At 70.8% G+C, this 18,103-nt stretch carries 19 protein-coding genes; 10 read left to right on the forward strand and 9 right to left on the reverse strand.

What is annotated here, in order from left to right; genetic code table 11:
* Nucleotides 1-48 precede the first annotated feature (48 nt).
* The gene (locus tag ABH935_RS17020; RefSeq protein ID WP_370378860.1) at nt 49-903 is read right to left on the reverse strand and encodes a DUF1206 domain-containing protein; all 855 of its coding nucleotides are present in this window, start codon (nt 901-903) and stop codon (nt 49-51) included.
* A 349-nt stretch (nt 904-1,252) separates the two neighbouring features.
* On the opposite strand from ABH935_RS17020, the gene ABH935_RS17025 reads away from it, so the two are divergent.
* The 4 genes from ABH935_RS17025 to ABH935_RS17040 all read left to right on the forward strand — a co-directional run bounded on the left by ABH935_RS17025 (nt 1,253) and on the right by ABH935_RS17040 (nt 4,301).
* On the forward strand, nt 1,253-1,510 hold the full coding sequence (locus ABH935_RS17025; RefSeq protein ID WP_370378861.1) for a hypothetical protein: 258 nt from the start codon (nt 1,253-1,255) through the stop codon (nt 1,508-1,510).
* Between the two features lie 82 nt (nt 1,511-1,592).
* Entirely contained in the window at nt 1,593-2,045 is a 453-nt protein-coding gene (locus ABH935_RS17030) for a DUF5324 family protein (protein WP_370378862.1), read from the forward strand.
* A 65-nt stretch (nt 2,046-2,110) separates the two neighbouring features.
* Nucleotides 2,111-3,841 carry a thiamine pyrophosphate-dependent enzyme gene (locus ABH935_RS17035; RefSeq protein ID WP_370378863.1) on the forward strand — a complete coding sequence of 577 codons (1,731 nt, stop codon included), beginning with the start codon at nt 2,111-2,113 and terminating at the stop codon, nt 3,839-3,841.
* Between the two features lie 94 nt (nt 3,842-3,935).
* Nucleotides 3,936-4,301 carry a hypothetical protein gene (locus tag ABH935_RS17040; RefSeq protein ID WP_370378864.1) on the forward strand — a complete coding sequence of 122 codons (366 nt, stop codon included), beginning with the start codon at nt 3,936-3,938 and terminating at the stop codon, nt 4,299-4,301.
* A 107-nt stretch (nt 4,302-4,408) separates the two neighbouring features.
* Here ABH935_RS17040 and ABH935_RS17045 read toward each other — a convergent pair whose 3' ends face one another.
* The 4 genes from ABH935_RS17045 to ABH935_RS17060 form a co-directional block, all read right to left on the reverse strand.
* Entirely contained in the window at nt 4,409-4,825 is a 417-nt protein-coding gene (locus ABH935_RS17045) for a cyclic nucleotide-binding/CBS domain-containing protein (RefSeq protein ID WP_370378865.1), read from the reverse strand.
* 170 nt (nt 4,826-4,995) lie between these two features.
* On the reverse strand, nt 4,996-6,624 hold the full coding sequence (locus ABH935_RS17050) for an FMN-binding glutamate synthase family protein (RefSeq protein WP_370378866.1): 1,629 nt from the start codon (nt 6,622-6,624) through the stop codon (nt 4,996-4,998).
* Nucleotides 6,625-6,746: 122 nt separating this feature from the next.
* Complete coding sequence (locus ABH935_RS17055) at nt 6,747-7,145, reverse strand: ATP-binding protein (protein WP_370378867.1); 399 nt, start codon at nt 7,143-7,145, stop codon at nt 6,747-6,749.
* A 167-nt stretch (nt 7,146-7,312) separates the two neighbouring features.
* Nucleotides 7,313-7,528 carry a CDGSH iron-sulfur domain-containing protein gene (locus ABH935_RS17060; protein ID WP_370378868.1) on the reverse strand — a complete coding sequence of 72 codons (216 nt, stop codon included), beginning with the start codon at nt 7,526-7,528 and terminating at the stop codon, nt 7,313-7,315.
* A 350-nt stretch (nt 7,529-7,878) separates the two neighbouring features.
* Between ABH935_RS17060 and ABH935_RS17065 the strand changes: the two genes are divergently transcribed.
* The 4 genes from ABH935_RS17065 (at nt 7,879) to ABH935_RS17080 (ending at nt 12,169) form a co-directional block, all read left to right on the forward strand.
* Nucleotides 7,879-8,793: an SRPBCC family protein gene (locus tag ABH935_RS17065; protein WP_370378869.1), complete on the forward strand. Its 915-nt coding sequence runs from the start codon at nt 7,879-7,881 to the stop codon at nt 8,791-8,793.
* Between the two features lie 126 nt (nt 8,794-8,919).
* Nucleotides 8,920-10,035, forward strand: a complete 1,116-nt coding sequence (locus tag ABH935_RS17070; protein WP_370378870.1) for a YbdK family carboxylate-amine ligase — start codon at nt 8,920-8,922, stop codon at nt 10,033-10,035.
* A gap of 127 nt (nt 10,036-10,162) precedes the next feature.
* Nucleotides 10,163-11,161: an iron-containing redox enzyme family protein gene (locus ABH935_RS17075; protein WP_370378871.1), complete on the forward strand. Its 999-nt coding sequence runs from the start codon at nt 10,163-10,165 to the stop codon at nt 11,159-11,161.
* Nucleotides 11,162-11,701: 540 nt separating this feature from the next.
* On the forward strand, nt 11,702-12,169 hold the full coding sequence (locus ABH935_RS17080; protein ID WP_370379005.1) for an N-acetyltransferase family protein: 468 nt from the start codon (nt 11,702-11,704) through the stop codon (nt 12,167-12,169).
* Here ABH935_RS17080 and ABH935_RS17085 read toward each other — a convergent pair.
* The gene (locus ABH935_RS17085; RefSeq protein ID WP_370378872.1) at nt 12,166-13,068 is read right to left on the reverse strand and encodes a helix-turn-helix transcriptional regulator; all 903 of its coding nucleotides are present in this window, start codon (nt 13,066-13,068) and stop codon (nt 12,166-12,168) included. The two genes, ABH935_RS17080 and ABH935_RS17085, sit on opposite strands and share 4 nt — an antisense overlap.
* A 201-nt stretch (nt 13,069-13,269) precedes the next feature.
* Here ABH935_RS17085 and ABH935_RS17090 point away from each other — a divergent pair, with 201 nt between their 5' ends.
* Entirely contained in the window at nt 13,270-14,175 is a 906-nt protein-coding gene (locus tag ABH935_RS17090; RefSeq protein ID WP_370378873.1) for an MBL fold metallo-hydrolase, read from the forward strand.
* 116 nt (nt 14,176-14,291) lie between these two features.
* Here the strand turns inward: ABH935_RS17090 and ABH935_RS17095 are convergent, their stop codons facing one another.
* The 3 genes from ABH935_RS17095 to ABH935_RS17105 form a co-directional block, all read right to left on the reverse strand.
* Complete coding sequence (locus tag ABH935_RS17095; protein ID WP_370378874.1) at nt 14,292-14,723, reverse strand: hypothetical protein; 432 nt, start codon at nt 14,721-14,723, stop codon at nt 14,292-14,294.
* 382 nt (nt 14,724-15,105) lie between these two features.
* Nucleotides 15,106-15,852 carry a GAF and ANTAR domain-containing protein gene (locus ABH935_RS17100; RefSeq protein WP_370378875.1) on the reverse strand — a complete coding sequence of 249 codons (747 nt, stop codon included), beginning with the start codon at nt 15,850-15,852 and terminating at the stop codon, nt 15,106-15,108.
* Between the two features lie 55 nt (nt 15,853-15,907).
* Nucleotides 15,908-16,645, reverse strand: coding sequence for an ANTAR domain-containing protein (locus ABH935_RS17105; protein WP_370378876.1), 738 nt, complete (start codon nt 16,643-16,645; stop codon nt 15,908-15,910).
* 429 nt (nt 16,646-17,074) lie between these two features.
* On the opposite strand from ABH935_RS17105, the gene gnd reads away from it, so the two are divergent.
* Entirely contained in the window at nt 17,075-18,091 is a 1,017-nt protein-coding gene (gene gnd, locus ABH935_RS17110; protein ID WP_370379006.1) for a phosphogluconate dehydrogenase (NAD(+)-dependent, decarboxylating), read from the forward strand.
* Nucleotides 18,092-18,103 lie beyond the last annotated feature (12 nt).

The following is an 18,103-nucleotide window of genomic DNA, read 5'->3' on the forward strand; positions in this document are numbered from 1 at the left end:
CCTCCAGGCGGACGTCACGCGGGCATGGAACGAAAGACGGCACGCCTCCTACAACCGCCGCCACCGCGCCTCGCAGAACGAGAACAAACCGAACGCGGCCAGGCCCACGGCCATCGCGATCAGCATGGCCTTGCCGAACGGGGCAGCGGCCAGGGCTCGCAGAGTGCCGTCCACGCCGCGGGCCCGCGACGCGTCGAACCTGACGGCCGCGTCGATCAGGAAACCGCCCGCGCCCACGACGATCGCCCCGCGTGCCGCTTTGCCGACCGCCCCGAGCAGCAACACCCGACGGCGCGCCGGAGCGGACAGCGATCCGGTCCGCAGGTCCTTCGCGAAGCGCTTCTCCAGCGCCCGCTTGATCATGACCACACCGCCGACCACCAGCCCGACACCGATCGCGCCGACGAGCCACCGGCCGCCGGCGTGCCGCATCAGATCGGTGGTGAAATCCGCCGACTGCTGGTTCGACGAGGCGCTCGCGTGCCCGGTGACGGTGAACCGGGCCGTCGTATAGGCCGCGACGATGTAAAGCACTGCCTTGCCCGCCGACGTGAGCCGGGAGGCGGCTCCGCTCTTGTCGGGCCGCTGCGGCCGCAAGGCCAGCATCAGACGCCACAACGCCATCCCGGCGAAGCCGACAACCAGGAACCACAGCACGGCGAAGCCGTACGACCTGGCGGCGATGAGCTCCAGGGCGCCGGAGCGATCGGCCTCCCCGGCCCGGCGGTCGAGCGCGATCAACAGCGCGATCCAGCCGATCAGCAGGTAGACCACGCCCCGGGCGACGAACCCGGCGCGGCCCAAAGCGTCCAGGACCTGCTCGCGCGACCTGACGGCCGTCGAGCCGCGTCGCCGGGTCCATGACCTCGTTCGACGCGCCCGCGGCGCGGCTCTTGTACTCATCCCGGGCTTCCTTCCCTACGGCCTGCTCGGATTCGACGCGGCTCTGCACCGCCGCCACCGGGTGCCCCTGCCCCGCGGAGGCAAACGACATCGGGCACACGGATGTGCGAAGCCACACCCGGGGTACCGAGGCGACGGCGGCGGCGTGGCCGATGTCCTCGGCACCGAGGGCCGCGACCCGTCCCCGTCCTGCCGCCCCGGCTCCACCGACTTGTTTGAAGCGCCTCAGTTCGGAAACCCGGAGCCCGACCCAGGGAGGCACCATGGCCATCGGAGCGATAGCAGCGATCGCCGTCATCGTGGGCGTCATCATCTGAATGTGCACGACGAAGGTCGAGGAGGCGAGGCCATGAGAAGACTGGCGTACGCGGCAGGGCTGATCACGGGATACGTTCTGGGCTCCCGGGCCGGCCGGGACAGATACAAGCAGCTCGCCAAGAGCGCCCGCAGGGTCATCGGCCATCCTGCCGCCGTCCGGGCACGGACCAAAATCAAGGGCACGATCCGCTCAGGCATCGGCACCGCCGCCGCGAAGGTCGGCTTCAGACAGGGCACCGAGGACGGTGCGGTCATCGAGGACAGCGCGGTCGTCGACGGCACGGCCTGACAGCCGGCAGGGATGTCGGCAGGGATGTCGGCGTCAGCGAATCAGTGGGCGAATCCGCTCAGCTCACCCGAAAGGAATCACCATGAAGAACCTGATACACAACGCCCCCGATCACGGTCGACTCGGCGCGATCGGGCACACGGTGTCCGAGCACACCGCCGAAGCCGGACAGAAGATCCGCGACGAGTTCGACGACGTGGCGCCCAAGGTCGCCGCAGCAGCGTCGCAGGCGGTGCACACCGCGGCGCACGCCGCGATGGAGCGTAGCCGTCCCATCCGGACAGAGGCGGCGTCACGCGGTTCGGCGGCCCTCTCCGGGCTGCTGGGCGAGGTTTCCCCGGCCCAGATCGACCGGCTGTCGCGACGCGCGCCGCGCCGCGGCAGGATCGCTCTGCTGCTCGCCGCAGCCGGCGGGGTCGTGATCTGGGCCCTGTGGTGGAAGCGTTCGGATTCGAGCCTCGACCCCTGGCAGGAAGAGCTCGCCAAGCCGGACACCGAACCGGCCGAGGACCTCGCCGGCCCGCAGTCGCCCTGATCGCTGGACCACGAGCTCAGGGCGAAAAACCCGTCCCAACCCGTCCCGACCCCAGGAGCCGCCGCATGACCACGATCGCCGATCAACTCGTTACCACCCTGGCCGATCTGGGGGTGCGAACTCTGTGGGGCGTGGTCGGCGACGCACTGAACCCGGTCACCGACGCCGTGCGCCGCGAGGAACGCCTGGAGTGGATCGGCACCCGCCACGAGGAGGCTGCGGCATTCGCCGCCGGGGCCCAGGCGCAGCTGACCGGGACGCTCGGGGTGTGCCTGGGCACCGTCGGGCCCGGATCGATCCACTTGCTCAACGGCCTGTACGACGCCAAGAAGTCCGGCGTGCCGGTCCTGGCGATCTGCGGCCAGGTGCCGCTGGCCGAGATCGGCAGCGACTACTTCCAGGAGGTCGACAACGACGCCCTGTTCCGTGACGTCGCAGAGTTCTGCCAGACCGTCACCTCCCCGGCCCAGTGGCCGCGACTGCTTCAGCAAGCGGTGCAGGCCGCCTACGCCGGACCAGGCGTGGCCGTGCTGACGTTGCCCGGCGACGTCGGGGGGCAGGACGCCCCGGACGGCGCGCGACCCCACATCACCGTCCAGCAGTCGGTCCTGATGCCCGCCGACGCCGACCTGGCGCGCGCCGCCACCCTGATCAACGGGGCCGACTCGGTGACGATGCTGGTCGGCGCCGGCGCCCGCGGCGCCCGCGAGGAAGTGCTGGCACTCGCCGAGCACTTGGCCGCCCCGATGGTGCTGACGTTGAAGGCCAAGGAAGGCCTTGAGCGCGACAACCCCTATCAGATCGGCCAGAGCGGGCTGATCGGCAACCCCGCGACGCGCAAGGCCTTCGACGACGCCGGCGTGTTGCTGATGGTCGGCACCGACTTCCCGTACCCGCAATGGCTGCCGGCGGGCACGCCGACCGTGCAGATAGACCGCCGGCCGGGGAACATCGGACGGCGCACTCCCGTCCAGGCCGGCGTCGTCGGCGACGCGGGCCCGAGCCTGGCCGCGCTGCTGCCGCGCCTGGACGCCAAGAAGGACCGAGACCACCTCGACGGGGCGCGTTCGGCCTACACCGGCTGGCAGGAGCGGCAACGGCGGCTGGTCGACCCGGCACACGACAAGACCCTGGTCGGCAAGATCCGCTCCCGTCTGGACAACACCGACAAGCGAATCCGGCCCGAAGCCCTCGCCGCGGTCGTCGACGAGCTCGCCGCCGACGACGCCGTCTTCCTCTCCGACACCGGCATGTCGACCGTCTGGCTGTCCCGCTTCGTCCAGATGCGGGGGACCAGGCGGCTCATCGGGTCCTACAACCTGGGGTCGATGGCGAACGCCATGCCGCAGGCGCTGGGCGTCTCGGCGGTCGACCGGGGCCGGCAGACCATCGCGTTCTGCGGCGACGGCGGGCTCACGATGCTGCTGGGCGACCTGCTGACCGCCGTCGCCCACGAACTGCCGGTCAAGCTGATCGTGTTCGACAACGGCCGCCTCGGCATGGTCAAGCTGGAGCAGGAACAAGGCGGCCTGCCGGAGTTCGGCACGCTGCTCGCCAACCCCGACCTCGCGGCGGTCGCGCGCGCGATGGGCCTGACCGGACTGCGCGTCACCGAACCCGAACAGCTCTCCGCGGCGGTCGCCGAGGCGCTGGCCGCTCCCGGACCGGTTCTGCTGGACGTGCTGACCAATCCCGAGGAGATCTCGCTGCCGCCCAAGGTCGGCGTCCACGACGCCTGGGGCTTCGCCATCGCCAAGATGAAGGAGACCCTCACGAGCACCGACGACGAAGGCTGAGCGCACTGGCGTGGCCAAACCCCTGTTTGCATCGCGCATCCGGGGTACCCGGCGGGAGACTCCGGACTGCCGGAGGCATGCGAAGGGATGGGACATGGACGCCTCACAACTGGCCGACCGGGTTTTCCAGGTCGTGGGACCCGCGATCGGCGCCTACGGGACGGCGGCTCTGACCCGGGACGAGGAAGAGGGCGCGGCCAAGAAGGTCGAGCTCGGCCGCGCGATTCTGCAGGAGATCTACTGGCGGGACAAGAACGTGCCGCCGCTGGAGACCGCCGTGAACGACTTCGCCGCCGGCCCGAAGGACGAGGACGCCGCCGCCGGGTTGCGGTTGCAGATGAAGAAGGTGATCGAGTCCGACCAGACCCTGGCCGACGAGGTGGAGAAGATGCTTCGCGGGCAGTCGCCCGGGAACAACGCGGAAGCCGACGCGGAGACGGCCGCGCACGACAAGTCCTGACCCGGACGCTGCGGCACGCTACCGGGACCGGCCGTGCCGCAGCGTTTGCGCGTCCTTGGCATCACTCGCCAACCGGTGCGCGCCGCTCCCACCGCGCGAGGCGAAAGTCAGCGGTTCGGCGCGGCGCCGACATCCTCCGGCAACGACGCCCGGATTCGCGCCGCGGCCAGATCACCGAGCGAAACGATGCCCACAGCGGCCCCTCGCTCGATCACCGGGACTTGCGAGACCGCGTTCGCCCGCATCAGCTCCGCGGCCGCGTCCGCCTCGTCGGACGGCCCCACGCACAGCGGCGGCTCCGCCGCGCCGCCTCCGATCTGCGTGTCCGGGCCGTGGTCGTTCCCGAGGACCCGCACCATCAGGTCGCGGTAGGTGAGCAGCCCCACGACCCCGGTTCCGTCGACGACCAGCGCCGATCCGACGCCCCGCTCGCGCATCAGCCTCGCCACGTCCCCCACGCTGGTCGCGGGCGGTACCTGGATCGGCATCGGTGTCATGACCTCGCGCACCTTCTTGCCGCTCACAGTCAGCTCAGCCTCCTGGCTTGATTCGGCTACCTTGATTCGGCTACAGAGGCTGACGTTTACCCGGCTGCTCAAAGAACATTCGCGCGTGATCGCGACACCGAGCCGGGCGAGGGCGTTCGGATGACGGGTGGAGCGCGATCCGATCCGAGCCCGGCCCGGCCCGGCCTTCAGCCTTTCGAAGAAAACGTGTCCGGGTCCGCGGCGGCCCAGTCCGCAGCCCAGTCCTGCGGCGCGTCGGCCAGCAGCTCCCCCGGTTCGAGCCAGTCGAACAGATCGGCGTAGGTCCGCACGGTGTTCTGGTCGATGCGGCGAAGCAGGTGCGCCGGGCGGAGCTCGCGCGGCTCCCGCAGCCCCATGGCGGCGATGATCTGCTGTGCCTCGGCCACGGTGTTCTGCTGGTAGCGGCGGACCCGCTCGGTCTTGTCGGCGACGTCGAGCGCCCGCGCGCGCCTCGGATCCTGGGTGGCCACGCCGACGGGGCAGCGGTTGGTGTGGCACAGGCGCGACTGGATGCAGCCGGTCGCCATCATCATCGCCCGGGCCGAGTTGGTGTAGTCCGCGCCCTGGGCGACGCGTTTGACGATGTCCATGCCGGTGGCCACCTTGCCGCTGGCGCCGATCCGGATCCGGTCCCGCAGCCCCGTGCCGACGAGGGCGTTGTGCACGGTCATGAGCCCGTCGGTCAGGGGCTTGCCGACACTGTCCTGGAACTCCAGCGGTGCCGCGCCGGTTCCGCCCTCGGAGCCGTCGACGGTGATGAAGTCCGGGGTGACGCCCTCGGCGAGCATCGCCTTGCAGATCGCCAGGAACTCGCTGCGGCGGCCGAGGCACAGCTTGAAGCCGATCGGTTTGCCGTCGGCCAGCTCGCGCATCCCGGCCAGGAACAACACCAGTTCGCGCGGGGTGTGGAACACCTTGTGCGCCGGCGGGCTGATGCACTTCTCGCCCTGCGGCACCTCGCGGAAGCGAGCGATCTCGGCGCTCACCTTGCCGGCCGGCAGCACACCGCCGAGCCCCGGCTTCGCACCCTGACTCAGCTTCAGCTCGGCACACTTGACGTGCGGATGGGCGACCTTGTCGCGGAACTGCGCGGGATCGAAGTCGCCGTCGGGTGTACGGACGCTGAAATAGCCGCTGCCGATCTCCCAGATCAGATCGCCGCCGCCTTCCAGGTGGTACGGCGTCAGACCGCCCTCGCCGGTGTCCTGCGCGAAGCCGCCGCCTTTCGCGCCGGCGTTCATGGCCCGGATGGCGTTCGCGCTCAGCGAGCCGAAGCTCATCGCCGACACGTTCAGCAGCGCCATCTCATACGGCTGAGTGCAGTCCGGGCCGCCTATGCGGACCCGCGGCGGGTCGTCCTCAGGGGTAAGAGGCGCGGTGGCGTGTTCGACGAACTCGTAACCGGGCTGCATCACATCCAGCTCGGTGCCGAACGACGTTTCCTCGTGGATGCCCTTGGCCTGCTCGTACACGACGGTGCGGGTATCGCGGTCGAAAGGCCGGCCGTCGTAGTCCCGCTCGATGAAGTACTGCTGCATCTCAGGCCGGATCGCCTCCAGCAGATAGCGCAGGTGTCCCAGCAGCGGATAGTTCCGCAGCACCGCGTGGCGCCGCTGGAAGAAGTCGTACACAGCCACCGAGGCGAGCGCGCCGGACAGCACCACCGCGAACAACCACCACAGCGAAACCGCGACAGTGGCCCAGACGCTCGCCGCCGTGGCGAGGATGAAGACAACAGGGACACTGCCGACCAAGGGCATGGCCGGTCTGGGCATCGGACGGTGTTGGCTGCTCATGGTTGTCCCCTCTGATAAGGGGGTCCGTGTGCCCGCAGACCGCGGGACCAAACCAGGATCGACTACGGCCCGGCCTCGGCTTGGTCTCGCAACTGTCCGATCCGGCGGTCGCGATCACCGCCTCACCGCTCGGCCGCACGGCGCTTCAGGATCTCCACCTGCACCGTCGAGCCCTCGGTGCGCCAGATGATGTCGTCCACCAGCGCCGACAGGATCGCCCATCCGAACTCATCGCTCTGCGGCGGCGCCGAGTTCCGGGCCCGGCGGCCGAGCACGACCCGAAGCGTCGAGGCATCGAGGACGAAGCGGCACTCCAGATCCCCGACCCCCGCGCCGTCGACGGCCGGACCGTCCCGGACCGTGTGACGCAGCAGCAGACCGCACGCCTCGTCGACCGCCAGGCGCAGGTCGGCAACCTCCGGAAGCGGGAGGCCGAACCTCGTCGCGACATGCGCGGCAGCCGACCGGATGACAGCCAGGTAGTCGGGATCGGCAGGCACCCGGATCAAGACGGTCTCCACCACATCCTCGACCGCGGAAGATGTTCGCTCCGATTGTGCTTCAGGACCCATGTGTCTGCTCTCCGGCGGTGTCGCGTTCACAGGCGGCCGTCGATCACCAGTCCGGCGGCCACCTGCCGCTGTGTCCGAATACGAGCCGTGTAAACCCCGGCTGCGGGGGCGGCCCACTACGCGTCGGGCTGTGACCGCGACCGGTCCCGGTGACTGGCGTCGCACCAGGGATAGATGCGGCTGCGACGGCACGTGCACAACGCGACGACCACCCGCCCCGAGGACACCGTCTGCCCGTCGGGCAGCTCGACGTCCACCGGGCCGTCGATCAGGACCGGGCCTTCCCCGCTCACGGTGACCCGGGTAGCCGGATCGGGCGATGCTTCCGCCATCGCGATCACCTCCCCAGCCCGGATGGCCCCGATCCGGAACCGCAAACACACCGGCTGAACGACCGGGGTCGACGCCGCGGCGCCTGTCGCACCGACTCGCCGAGTGGAAAACCGCAGCGTGCCGGTGCCAGCCCCTTGCCGGTGACGCCGGCCGCATGGCGTGGCCGGCGGGCGGACCGGTGGTTGTTTGGGCTGTCAGCAGCCGGGCACGCGGCACGGGCAGCGCGGCGTCACGCCGTGCACCGGCCGGTACGCCCGTGTCAGTGGCGGGGCCGGCCAGGTGAACCTGCCCGGCCCTAGACCCCGGCCGGGAGCGGGTTCGCGAAGCCGAGAACCGCGATGGAGGCTCCATGAGTGACGTGACTAAATCGGTCGATGTGAACGTGCCGGTCAGCACCGCCTACAACCAGTGGACCCAGTTCGAGTCGTTCCCGCAGTTCATGGAAGGCGTCGAATCGGTCACCCAGACCGACAAAGTCCACACCCACTGGGTCACCTCCGTCGGCGGAGCGCGCCGGGAGTTCGACGCCGAGATCACCGAGCAGCACCCCGATGAGCGGATCGCCTGGAAGAGCATCGGCGGGGACACCAGCCACGCCGGCGTGGTGACCTTCCACCGGCTGTCCGCCGACCAGACCCGGGTCACCGTCCAGCTGGTCTGGAAGCCGCAGGGGCTGGTGGAGAAGGTCGGCAGCCTGCTGAATGTGGACGACCACCAGGTCAAGGCCGACACCGAGCGGTTCAAGAAGTTCATCGAGGAGCAGGGCACCGCCACCGGACAGTACCGCGGCGAGCAGCAGGCACCGGCCGAGGACACCACCGCCCGAGGCGGTGACATCGTGGAGGTCCTGCTGGGCCAGCACGAGGAAGTCAAACGCCGGTTCGCCCAGCTCCAGAGCGCCTCCGGCGAGGCGCGGGCACAGCTGTTCGCCGAGCTGGCCGACCTGCTGCACACCCACGAGACCGGCGAACAGCAGGTCGTCCACCCGGTGATCCGCCAGGACGCCACCGGCGGCCGGCAGATCGCCGCCGACCGGCTCGAAGAAGAACAGAAGGCCGACCGAGTCCTGGCCGAACTCAAGGCCCTCGGCGTCGGCCACCGGCACTTCGACGCCAAACTCGACGCGTTCCACCGGGCCGTACTGGCCCACGCCGCCGCCGAGGAGGAGCAGGAGTTCCCGCGGCTGAGCCAGCTGCCCCCGCACCGCCGACAGGAGATGGCCGAGGAACTGCGCGCCGTGCAGAACACCTCGATCCCGCAGTAGAGCCCGTACCGCGGACCCACACGTCCGTCGTCCGACCGGCCCGGCGGCAGCGCCCGGCTCGTCGGACGAGCCCGGGGGCCGGGGCGGGCGAGACCGATTCTCGCGACAGACGTTCTGGAGGCTGTGATGGCTGTGCCGCTTCGCATCGAGCAGGTTCTGACGTTCGGCGTGGAGGAGGAGTTCGTTCTTGCGGACGCCTCCTCGCGCATCACTGTCCCCCGAGCCCCGGAAGTGCTGGAGAAGATGACCCGCCAGCTGGGGCCGCGAGCGCAGCAGGAGTTCTACGCCACGCAGGTGGAGATCTGCAGCGAACCGCACCTGTCGGCGGCGAAGCTGCGAGCCGACCTCGCCGGGGCGCGCAGGGTCGCGGCCGACGCCGCCGCCGATGCCAGCTGCCTGCTGGTGGCCTCGGGCGCCGCGGTTCTCACGCCCGGTTCACTGGCCGTTATGGACGAGCCGCGGTACCACCGGATGGCGACGCGGTTCGCCTCGCTGGTGGAGAGCTCGGACAGCGAGCTCAGCGGCTGCCACGTCCACGTGGGAACGGTGGATCCGAGCGAGGCGCTGGCGGTGTCGGCGGGACTGCGTCCGTGGCTGCCGGTGGTCCAGGCGCTGGCGGCGAACTCGCCGTTCTCCGCGGGGCGCGACCGGGGCTGCGCCAGCTGGCGCGGCGTGGACTACCGGCGGTGGCCGACCGTGGGGCCGGCACCGGCGCTGGACCAGGCCGGATACGAGGCGACCGTGGCCGGGTTGGTCGCCTCCGGGACGATCCTGGATCGCAAGATGCTGCTGTGGTACGCGCGGCCGTCCGATCGGTGGCCGACACTGGAGATGCGGGTCACCGACGTCAACGCCGACCTGGACGTCACCATGCTGATCGCGGTCCTGTTGCGGGCCCTGGCCACCACGGTGCTCGCCGAAGTCCGCGCGGGCCTGAAGCAGGAGCGGATCGCCGACGCGCAGCTCGCCGACGCCCACGACCAGGCCGCACGGCACGGGATGGACGCGTTCGCCGCGAACCCGGCCGGCGAACGCGTCCCGATGACCACGCGACTGGCCGAGCTGATCGAACGCGCCCTGCCGGGCCTCCGGGCCGCTGGAGACGTCGAACTCGCCTACGAGCTCATGGACGCCGTGTACGCGCACCGAACAGGTGCGGAACGACAGCGAGCCTGGTTCGCCGCGCGGTCGTCGCTGGCCGACGTCGTGGACAACCTGGCCCGCACCGCGGTGACGCCCTGATCGACGGCGCGGACGACGTGTTTGCGCAATCACGCGGCGGGATTCCGGTTTGGAACCCGGTGGCGTGGTCACCCGGTGATCAACAATCGATCCTCGGGGCTTGTTCACCGGGAGACGGACGAGACTGGTGATCAACGTGCTTCTGACTTCGACGAAACCCCGGCTTCCCGCGCATCGCGGTGACCTGTCGGCCGGCGTGGTGCGGGCTTACCGGGGAGGCGGGAGGCTCCCGGACCCGGCGGTGGCCGAGCGGGCCGATCCTTATGGCGAGGATCTCCAGCTCGCTCTCTACCTGTGTTACGAGCTGCACTATCGCGGCTTCGAGGACGTCGATGACGGATGGGAGTGGGATCCCGGCCTGCTTCGGCTGCGAGCGGCTTTGGAGCAGCGGTTCCTGGCCGCCCTGCGCGCCGACGCGCCGCGGGCCGACGATCTGGAATCGGCGCTGGCCGGGATGCTGGTCGACCCGGTCGACGGCTACGGGGTCTCCTACTTCCTCAAGGACCACGGAGAGCTGTGGCATCTGCGCGAATACGCGGCGCAGCGTTCCCTCTACCACCTGAAGGAGGCCGATCCGCACCTGTGGGTGATCCCCCGGCTGACCGGCCGCGCCAAGGCATCGATGATGGCCGTGGAGTTCGACGAGTTCGGGGGCGGGCGTCCCGAACGGATGCACGCGACCCTGTTCGCGAACCTCATGAGCGATCTGGGGCTGGATCCGCACTACGGCCGCTACCTCGACGCCGGCTCGGCCGAGGTCCTGGCGACCGCGAACGTCATGTCGCTGTTCGCCCTGCACCGCAGCCTGCGTGGCGCTCTGGTGGGCCATTTCGCGGCGCTGGAGGTCACCTCCTCACCGGCGTCCAGACGCATCGTCCAGGCGATGGAGCGTCTCGGCGCCGGACCGGCCGCGGTGCTGTTCTACGCCGAGCACATCGAGGCTGACGCGGTACACGAGCAGATCGCGCGCCACGGCATCGCCGGCGGCCTGCTCGCCGACGAGCCCGGACTCGCGGCCGACGTGGCGTTCGGGGCCGCGGCCACCGGATACCTGGAGGAGCGCCTCACCGATCAGCTGATCGGCGCGTGGCAGGCCGGCCGGAGCTCACTGCGGGCCCCGCTCTGACAGAAAGAGTTCGCCGGCTCCCGGTTCAGAATCTTTTCGCAGCATGCGCGCCACGCTCCGGCACGAGTGTCGCCGTGATAGAAGTTCTCTGATGCCCCAGCCCCCGGCTCCGCTTCTCCCGAAATGCGGGGCACGCCCATGGACATCCCTTCCCACCGTGATCGCCGCAACCACATGGCCGGCCTGCCCGAGGAAACCACCCGACCGCCGACACCCCCGGGTGATCAGATCGTGGCGGACGCCGAGGACGTCCTCGCGGACGCCTGGGTCCAAGTACTGATCGAGGTCCGGGATCGGAGTCAGACCAAAGCCCGGGGCGCCGACGTGCGGTGCCAGAGAGCCCAGCGGGCGCTGGACGCCGCGCTCGCGCTGCGGCAGCCGGGTCCGATCGCCGCCGCGCACGCCGATCTGGAGCAGACGCTGCTGGCCGCCGACGTGGCCCACGACCTGTACGCGCGAGCAGACCACAGACTCGCCGCCGAGGTGGAGCGGGCGAAATCGCGATGCGCCGGTTCCGCCCGTCTGCGAAACTCGTGCGCTGTGAACAGCGATGGTTTGGTCCTCCGTCGTGCCACCGACTCGGATGCCACAGGAGTCGCGGATGTGTGGCTCCGGTCCTTCGCGGCCGCGCTGCCGACCGTACGCCGCGCGCATGACGACGCGGACGTGCGCGGATTTTTCGCCGATGTCGTTGTGCCGCACCACGAGACCTGGGTCGCGGACGATGGGGGCACCGTCGTCGGACTTCTGGTCCTGGACGACGGCCAGGAACTGGAGCAGCTCTACCTGGATCCGTCCTGGCGCGGCCGTGGACTGGGCGATCGGTTCGTGGACCTGGCCAAGCGGCGGCGGCCGGACGGGCTGGGGCTGTGGACGTTCCAGGTGAACCTCGCGGCGCAACGGTTCTACCGGCGGCACGGCTTCGTCGAAGTGGAGCGCACCGACGGCGCGGGCAACGAGGAGCGGGAACCGGACGTCCGGTTCATCTGGCTGCCGGAAGCACGTTAGACGGTCTCAAGACGCTGTGGAGCCGGCTTCGGCAGCTGCTGGTAGGCGACGTGAACCAACATGGCCAGTGCGGCCGCCGAGGCGGTACCGGGGGCAGCGGTGCAGGTGACCAGGGTCTGGTCGGGCCGGTCGATGGATCTGAGGGTCTGCTGGGTCACGGTCAGGTCTCCGACCTGCGGGTGACGCAGCTCGTAAGCGGCGCTGGCGCAGGCGCGGACGCGCTGGTCGGCCCACATGGCCTGGAACTCGGGGCTGGCCATGGTGAGCTTGCCGATCAGGGATGCCAGGGCCGGATCGTCCGGGTGCGCGCCGGCCACCAGCCGCAGGTTGCCGACCACCGCCCTGGCCTTGGACGGCCAGTCGGCGTAGAGGGCGCGGGTCTCGGGGTCGGTGAAGACGGCCTCAGTCATGTTGGGCCGGCGACCCGGCACCGCTGTACTGGCGCGGTTCAAGTGCCCGGCCAGCAAGGCATGGCCCATCGGGTTCCAGGCCAGGACGTCGCTGCGCCGTCCCAGGACGAGCGCCGGGACGTCGCCGATCGCGTCGAGCAGTTCCAGCAGGGCCGGGTCGGCGTGCTCGGGAGCCGGCGGGCGGTGCGCGCGGGTGCGGCCGGAGGCGGCGGCCACGGCGTGCAGGTGCTCACGTTCAGCGGTGGAGAGCTCCAGCGCGGTGGCGATCGCGTCGATCACCTGGGGTGAGGCGTGCCGGGACTGGCCCTGTTCGAGCCGGGCGTAGTAGGACGGGCTCACCCCCGCCAGCTGCGCCAATTCCTCGCGGCGCAGTCCCGGAACCCTGCGGCTGGTGCCATAGGGCGTGAGCCCCGCCTGCTCCGGACTGACCCGGGCCCGGCAGGCTTTGAGAAACGCGCCGAGCTCACCGGCGCCGCGCTGATCGGCCATGACTTCATCTTCCCTGTTGCCGGGCACGGCTGCCGCACCCTGTCGGGGTGACCCACGCGCGGGGGACCCCCGGTGGAGATCTGGTTGCTCGGACCGACGGCGCCGAGGCTGGAGCCACACCGGCGGGCCGCCAGACCGGCGCGCCGCCGGAGCACAGGCGTCGCAGCCGGCGCCACATCCGAAGAGGACGAGGAACTTCCGATGAACGAGATCACCCTGGGCGACGTCACGGTCGCCCGGATCGAGGAGATGCACGGCCCGGTGGGCATGACCCCCGAGCAGTTCTTTCCCGGCTCCCCGGCTCAGTTGTGGCAGGAGAACCACGACTGGCTCATCCCCCACCACTTGAGCGGCGAGGACAACGTCGTACAGGTCGCGATGCAGACCTGGGCGCTGCGCAGCGCCGGGCGCACCATCCTGATCGACACCGGAGTCGGCAACGGCAAATCCCGCCCGGCCGTGCCCGGCTGGGACCACCTCGAAACGGGCTACCTGGACAACCTCGCCGCGGCCGGGATCAAACCCGCGGACGTGGACCTGGTGGTCAACACCCATCTGCACGTCGACCACGTCGGGTGGAACACGCGCCTGGTGGACGGCGCGTGGGTCCCGACCTTCCCGAACGCCACCTACCTGATGCCGCGTGCGGACTTCGAGCACTGGAACCCGGCGAACAACCCGAACATCGCCGGCGGAGTGAACGAGAACGTCTTCGAAGACAGTGTCGCCCCCGTCTACGCAGCCGGACAGGTCCAGCTGTGGGAGGACGATCACGTGATCGACGAGAACCTGCGTCTGCTGGCCGCCCCCGGGCACACCCCCGGGTCCAGTGTGGTGACGCTGGGATCCCGCGGCGAGCACGCGTTGTTCGCCGCGGACCTGATGCACACCCCGCTGCAGGTCGCCCACCCTCGGATCCACAGCTGCTTCTGCGAGGATCCGATCGGCGCGCACGCCACCCGCACCAACCTGCTCGGCTGGGCTGTCGACCACACGGCTTTGGTCCTTCCCGCGCACTTCTCCGGTCACAGCGCCCTGACCGTCGCCCGCGACGGCGCCGGCTTCAGGATCGCCGGCTGGGCGTCGCTGCCCGCCTACGGGGCCTGATTCACAGACGCCCCCGGCCGGGCGCCGCGCCGCCACACGGCGCGGCGCCCGCGCTGATCACCCTGACGAGAACACGCGGCGGCCGTCATGACGGCCGCCACCCGCCCCGGCGAAGATCACGGCGAGGTACCGCGCCAGGGTAAGAACCGGCGGCGCAGCCGCGACAGCACCGGCGCGGGTCGATCCCGGTCGGGCTCCGGTTGCTCGATCTGGGCGGTCTGTGGCGTCGGCTCGCCGTCGCGCGCGACGCACGCCTCCATCCGGCGCTGAATGTTGCGCCATATCACCAGGTCGAGCTCCAGCGCCAGTCCCTCCTGGGCCTGCTGGAAGGACCGCGCTGCCCGACGCCCGGCGGCCAGTGCCTCCTCCAGCGCGGCGTGCGCCGTGGCGATCGAGTCCGGTTTCCGCTCCACCAGGGCCCGGGCCAGGCTGCGCCGGACCTCGTCGCAGTGTGCTGCTGCTTCGAACATCGCCGCGTGCGCCTGATCCCGGTGCGTTACCAGCGCCTGGACCCAGGCGTCGCACACGATCTGCTCAGCGTCGCGCACGGCTTGCTCGGCGGGCTCGGGCGGGGGTCGGCTGGGATCGGTGGCGCTGGATGCCAGGCAACGACCGACTGCAGGGTCCCGGTCTTCACCGGGTGGGGTGGTGTCCATGGATGCGCCCTGCGCTTTCGCGAATGAGGGTGCTGACTGCCTCGGTGACAGGGCGGCGGCTGGATTCTTGACCGGGCCTTGCTCCCGCTACAGATCGCGCCGGAAAAACCACGGCGCCGGGGACTCGGGCGTCACAGAACTGTCGCCAGACTAGCGTGGTTCGCCTTGTACCGTAACGGCCCGAGCGTGCGGCCAGCCCAGCCCGCAGGCAACGGCTACCGCGCCGGCGGCCGACGCGGAGCAGTGCCGCCGTGACGCTAGGAGCCGCTAGGAGCTAGGAGAGGCGGTCCCCGGTTCCGTGCAGCAGCTCCGCGGCGGTCGCCGAGCCGTTGGCGACGTCCCGGGCCACGTCCGACAGCCGCAGGTTGTGGCCGCGGGCATAGCCGCGCAGCAGCGTGAACGCCTCGTCGACACTGATCTGGCGGCGCTCGGCCAGCACGCCCTTGGCCTGTTCGATCGTGACGCGGCTGTTCAGGGCGTTCTGGAGCTGGGCGGCCAGCAGCTCGGCCTGATGGATGCTGCGCTGGGAAAGGATGCCCATGGTCGCCACATCCGCCAGCGCCTGGCCGACGCGCACGTCTTCTTCGGTCAGTGTCCGGCTGTCGGCGGCGAACAGGTTCAACGCGCCGATGACGGACTCGCGCAGGCGCAGCGGCAGGGCGTGGACGGCGACGAAGCCGGATTCCTGGGCGGCTTCGGCGAAGCGGGGCCAGCGCGCGGCGTTGGCGGTGAGGTCGGCGTTGACCACGGGCGCGCCGGTGCGGCAGCAGTCGACGCAGGGCCCGGCGTCGGTTTGCAGCTCGAACAGCTCCAACAGCCGGGCGTTCTCGGCGGAGGCCGCCGCGGCGTGCAGGTTGCCGCGCCGGTCGATGAGCATGATGCCGGCGGCGTCGACGTCCAACAGCCGCACGCACCGCTCGGCGAGCAGGTGCAGGAAGTCGATGACGTCGAAGTCGTCGACCAGGGTGTCGGCCACCTCGACGAACGTCTCGACGAGCTGTCGTTCACGAGTCACGGGCATGCCTCCACGGTAGACCTGTTTCCAGGCCCGCCGAACCCTACCGCGCCGGTGGCCGTCACCGGTCCTCCTCGTCGAAGCGCAGGCGGCGGGCCACCACGTCGGCGGCGACGTCGGCCAGCAGCAGATCCCGCCCGAAGGCGAAGGCCCGCAGCCGGGCCAGAGCCTCGGCCAAGCCGACTCCGAGCTGGACGCTGACCATGCCGGTGGCCTGGTGGACTTCGGCGCGATAGGTCGCTGGCGCCGCCCACCCCGAACCCGGATGGTCGTCCGGACCCACGCCGGGGTCGGTACCGGCCGGGAACTGGCGGTGCAGCACGGTGAGCGTGACGGCGTCGGCCAGGGCCAGCGCGTCGGTGACCTGGCCGGGCCGCAACGGGCCGGCCGTGGCGCGGTGGGCGGTGAGCGTGCCGAGGTCGATCGCGCCGATCCGCAGCGGGAACGCGAAGACCGCGTTCACGCCCAAGTCCAGGGCCGGGCCGGCGAACGCCGGCCAGCGGTACGCGGCCGCGGCCACGTCGGCCACCAGCACCGGAGTCCCCGTGGCCACGGCCTCCAGGGAAGGGCCTTCTCCGAGGGTGAACTGCAGGTCCTCCAGCGCGGCGCTGATTGCTTGGGCGCCGAAGGCCAGCACCGTCCCGCCGGCGCCGGTGCCCATCGCGGCGCACAGGCCGTCGACTCCCAGCGCGGTCGAGGCCGCCGCGCAGGCCGTCGTCGACAGCCCGCCATCGGTACCGTTCGGTGTCGAAGTGCGGTCCAGCGACGCCAGGACCATCGCCATCCGATCGCTGACCACGCCGCCACCGCCTTCCCTGTGAGCCGCCAGAATTGCCGTCGCCGACCACTGCCCACGGTAGTCCCCGCCCACCGGGCCGCGCCGGATCCCGCGCGCGGTGATCCAGGTGGAGACGGTGAAGAAGCCCTGGATGGGATCGACGTGGAAGCGGCTGCCCCGGACGTGGCAAACCCCGAACCGTTGCAGCCGATCCGCGATTGCCGTGGATGCTGACGCCGCCGGGTCCGGGGTGACGCCGTCAGCCTACTGCTCCCCCGACGGCCCCGCCACGCTCGGGCGCTCGGGCGCTCCGGCAGCGAGGAGAGCGTGGTGACAGAGGGGGTCGTTTGTCCTCAAGCACGCCGGGCACTGTGAGGCCCGCGAACCACCGCGTTCGCACGATGCCCCGATCGAACGACACCAGGAGCGACGATGACAACCCGGCAACCGATGCGGCTCGGCATGGTGGGGCTCGGCAGGATGGGGGCGAACATCGCCCGCCGCCTGATGCGCGACGGCCACTCCTGCGTGGTGTTCGACCGCGACCCGGACGCGGTCACGGCACTGGAGAAGGAAGGCGCGACCGCCGCCTCGTCGCTGGCTGACCTGGCCGGCAAGCTGTCCCCGCCGCGGGCGGTCCGGGTGATGCTGCCCGCCGGCGAGATCACCGGCACCGCCATCGACGAGTTGGCCTCGTACCTGACCGCGCAGGACACGGTCATCGACGGCGGCAACTCCTACTACCGCGACGACATCGCGCGCGCCGCCGAGCTGGCGAAGCGCGGCGTCCACCTGATCGACTGCGGCACCAGCGGCGGCGTGTGGGGACTGGACCGCGGCTACAGCCTCATGATCGGCGGGGCCGCGGACGCCGTGGACCGGCTGCGCCCGATCTTCCTGTCGATCTCCCCCGGCATCGACAGCAGGCCCCGTACCGAAGGACGCACCGGGCAGCCCGATCCGGCCGAGCACGGGTTCCTGCACTGCGGCCCCTCCGGCGCGGGGCACTTCGTGAAGATGGTCCACAACGGCATCGAGTACGGGATGATGGCCTCCCTGGCCGAGGGTCTCAACATCCTGCGTCACGCCGACGCCGGCAGGGACAGCGCCGGGGGCGACGCCGAGACCGCGCCGATGGAGCAGCCCGAGTTCTACCGGTACGACCTGGACATCGCCGCCATCGCCGAGGTGTGGCGCCGGGGCAGCGTCGTCGAATCCTGGCTCCTGGACCTGACCGCGGCGGCCCTGGCCCAGTCCGCGGACCTGGAGGAGTTCACCGGGCGCGTGTCCGATTCCGGCGAGGGCCGGTGGACGTCGATCGCGGCCATCGACGAAGGTGTTCCCGCACCGGTGCTCACCACCGCGCTGTACTCGCGGTTCGCCTCCCGCGGCCTGGACGACTTCGCCGACAAGGCCCTGTCCGCGATGCGCAAGGGCTTCGGCGGCCACGACGAGAAGAAGCAGTGACGGGGGCCGGGA

It is taken from the genome of Catenulispora sp. GAS73, assembly GCF_041262085.1.
GTDB lineage: Bacteria > Actinomycetota > Actinomycetes > Streptomycetales > Catenulisporaceae > Catenulispora.

Excerpts from the sequence above, each read along its gene's own strand:
- ABH935_RS17020 (WP_370378860.1), bottom strand. The coding sequence starts at position 903 with ATGAGTACAAGAGCCGCGCCGCGGGCGCGTCGAACGAGGTCATGGACC.
- ABH935_RS17025 (WP_370378861.1), top strand. The coding sequence starts at position 1,253 with ATGAGAAGACTGGCGTACGCGGCAGGGCTGATCACGGGATACGTTCTG.
- ABH935_RS17030 (WP_370378862.1), top strand. The coding sequence starts at position 1,593 with ATGAAGAACCTGATACACAACGCCCCCGATCACGGTCGACTCGGCGCG.
- ABH935_RS17035 (WP_370378863.1), top strand. The coding sequence starts at position 2,111 with ATGACCACGATCGCCGATCAACTCGTTACCACCCTGGCCGATCTGGGG.
- ABH935_RS17040 (WP_370378864.1), top strand. The coding sequence starts at position 3,936 with ATGGACGCCTCACAACTGGCCGACCGGGTTTTCCAGGTCGTGGGACCC.
- ABH935_RS17050 (WP_370378866.1), bottom strand. The coding sequence starts at position 6,624 with ATGAGCAGCCAACACCGTCCGATGCCCAGACCGGCCATGCCCTTGGTC.
- ABH935_RS17060 (WP_370378868.1), bottom strand. The coding sequence starts at position 7,528 with ATGGCGGAAGCATCGCCCGATCCGGCTACCCGGGTCACCGTGAGCGGG.
- ABH935_RS17065 (WP_370378869.1), top strand. The coding sequence starts at position 7,879 with ATGAGTGACGTGACTAAATCGGTCGATGTGAACGTGCCGGTCAGCACC.
- ABH935_RS17070 (WP_370378870.1), top strand. The coding sequence starts at position 8,920 with ATGGCTGTGCCGCTTCGCATCGAGCAGGTTCTGACGTTCGGCGTGGAG.
- ABH935_RS17085 (WP_370378872.1), bottom strand. The coding sequence starts at position 13,068 with ATGGCCGATCAGCGCGGCGCCGGTGAGCTCGGCGCGTTTCTCAAAGCC.
- ABH935_RS17090 (WP_370378873.1), top strand. The coding sequence starts at position 13,270 with ATGAACGAGATCACCCTGGGCGACGTCACGGTCGCCCGGATCGAGGAG.
- ABH935_RS17100 (WP_370378875.1), bottom strand. The coding sequence starts at position 15,852 with ATGCCCGTGACTCGTGAACGACAGCTCGTCGAGACGTTCGTCGAGGTG.
- gnd (WP_370379006.1), top strand. The coding sequence starts at position 17,075 with ATGCGGCTCGGCATGGTGGGGCTCGGCAGGATGGGGGCGAACATCGCC.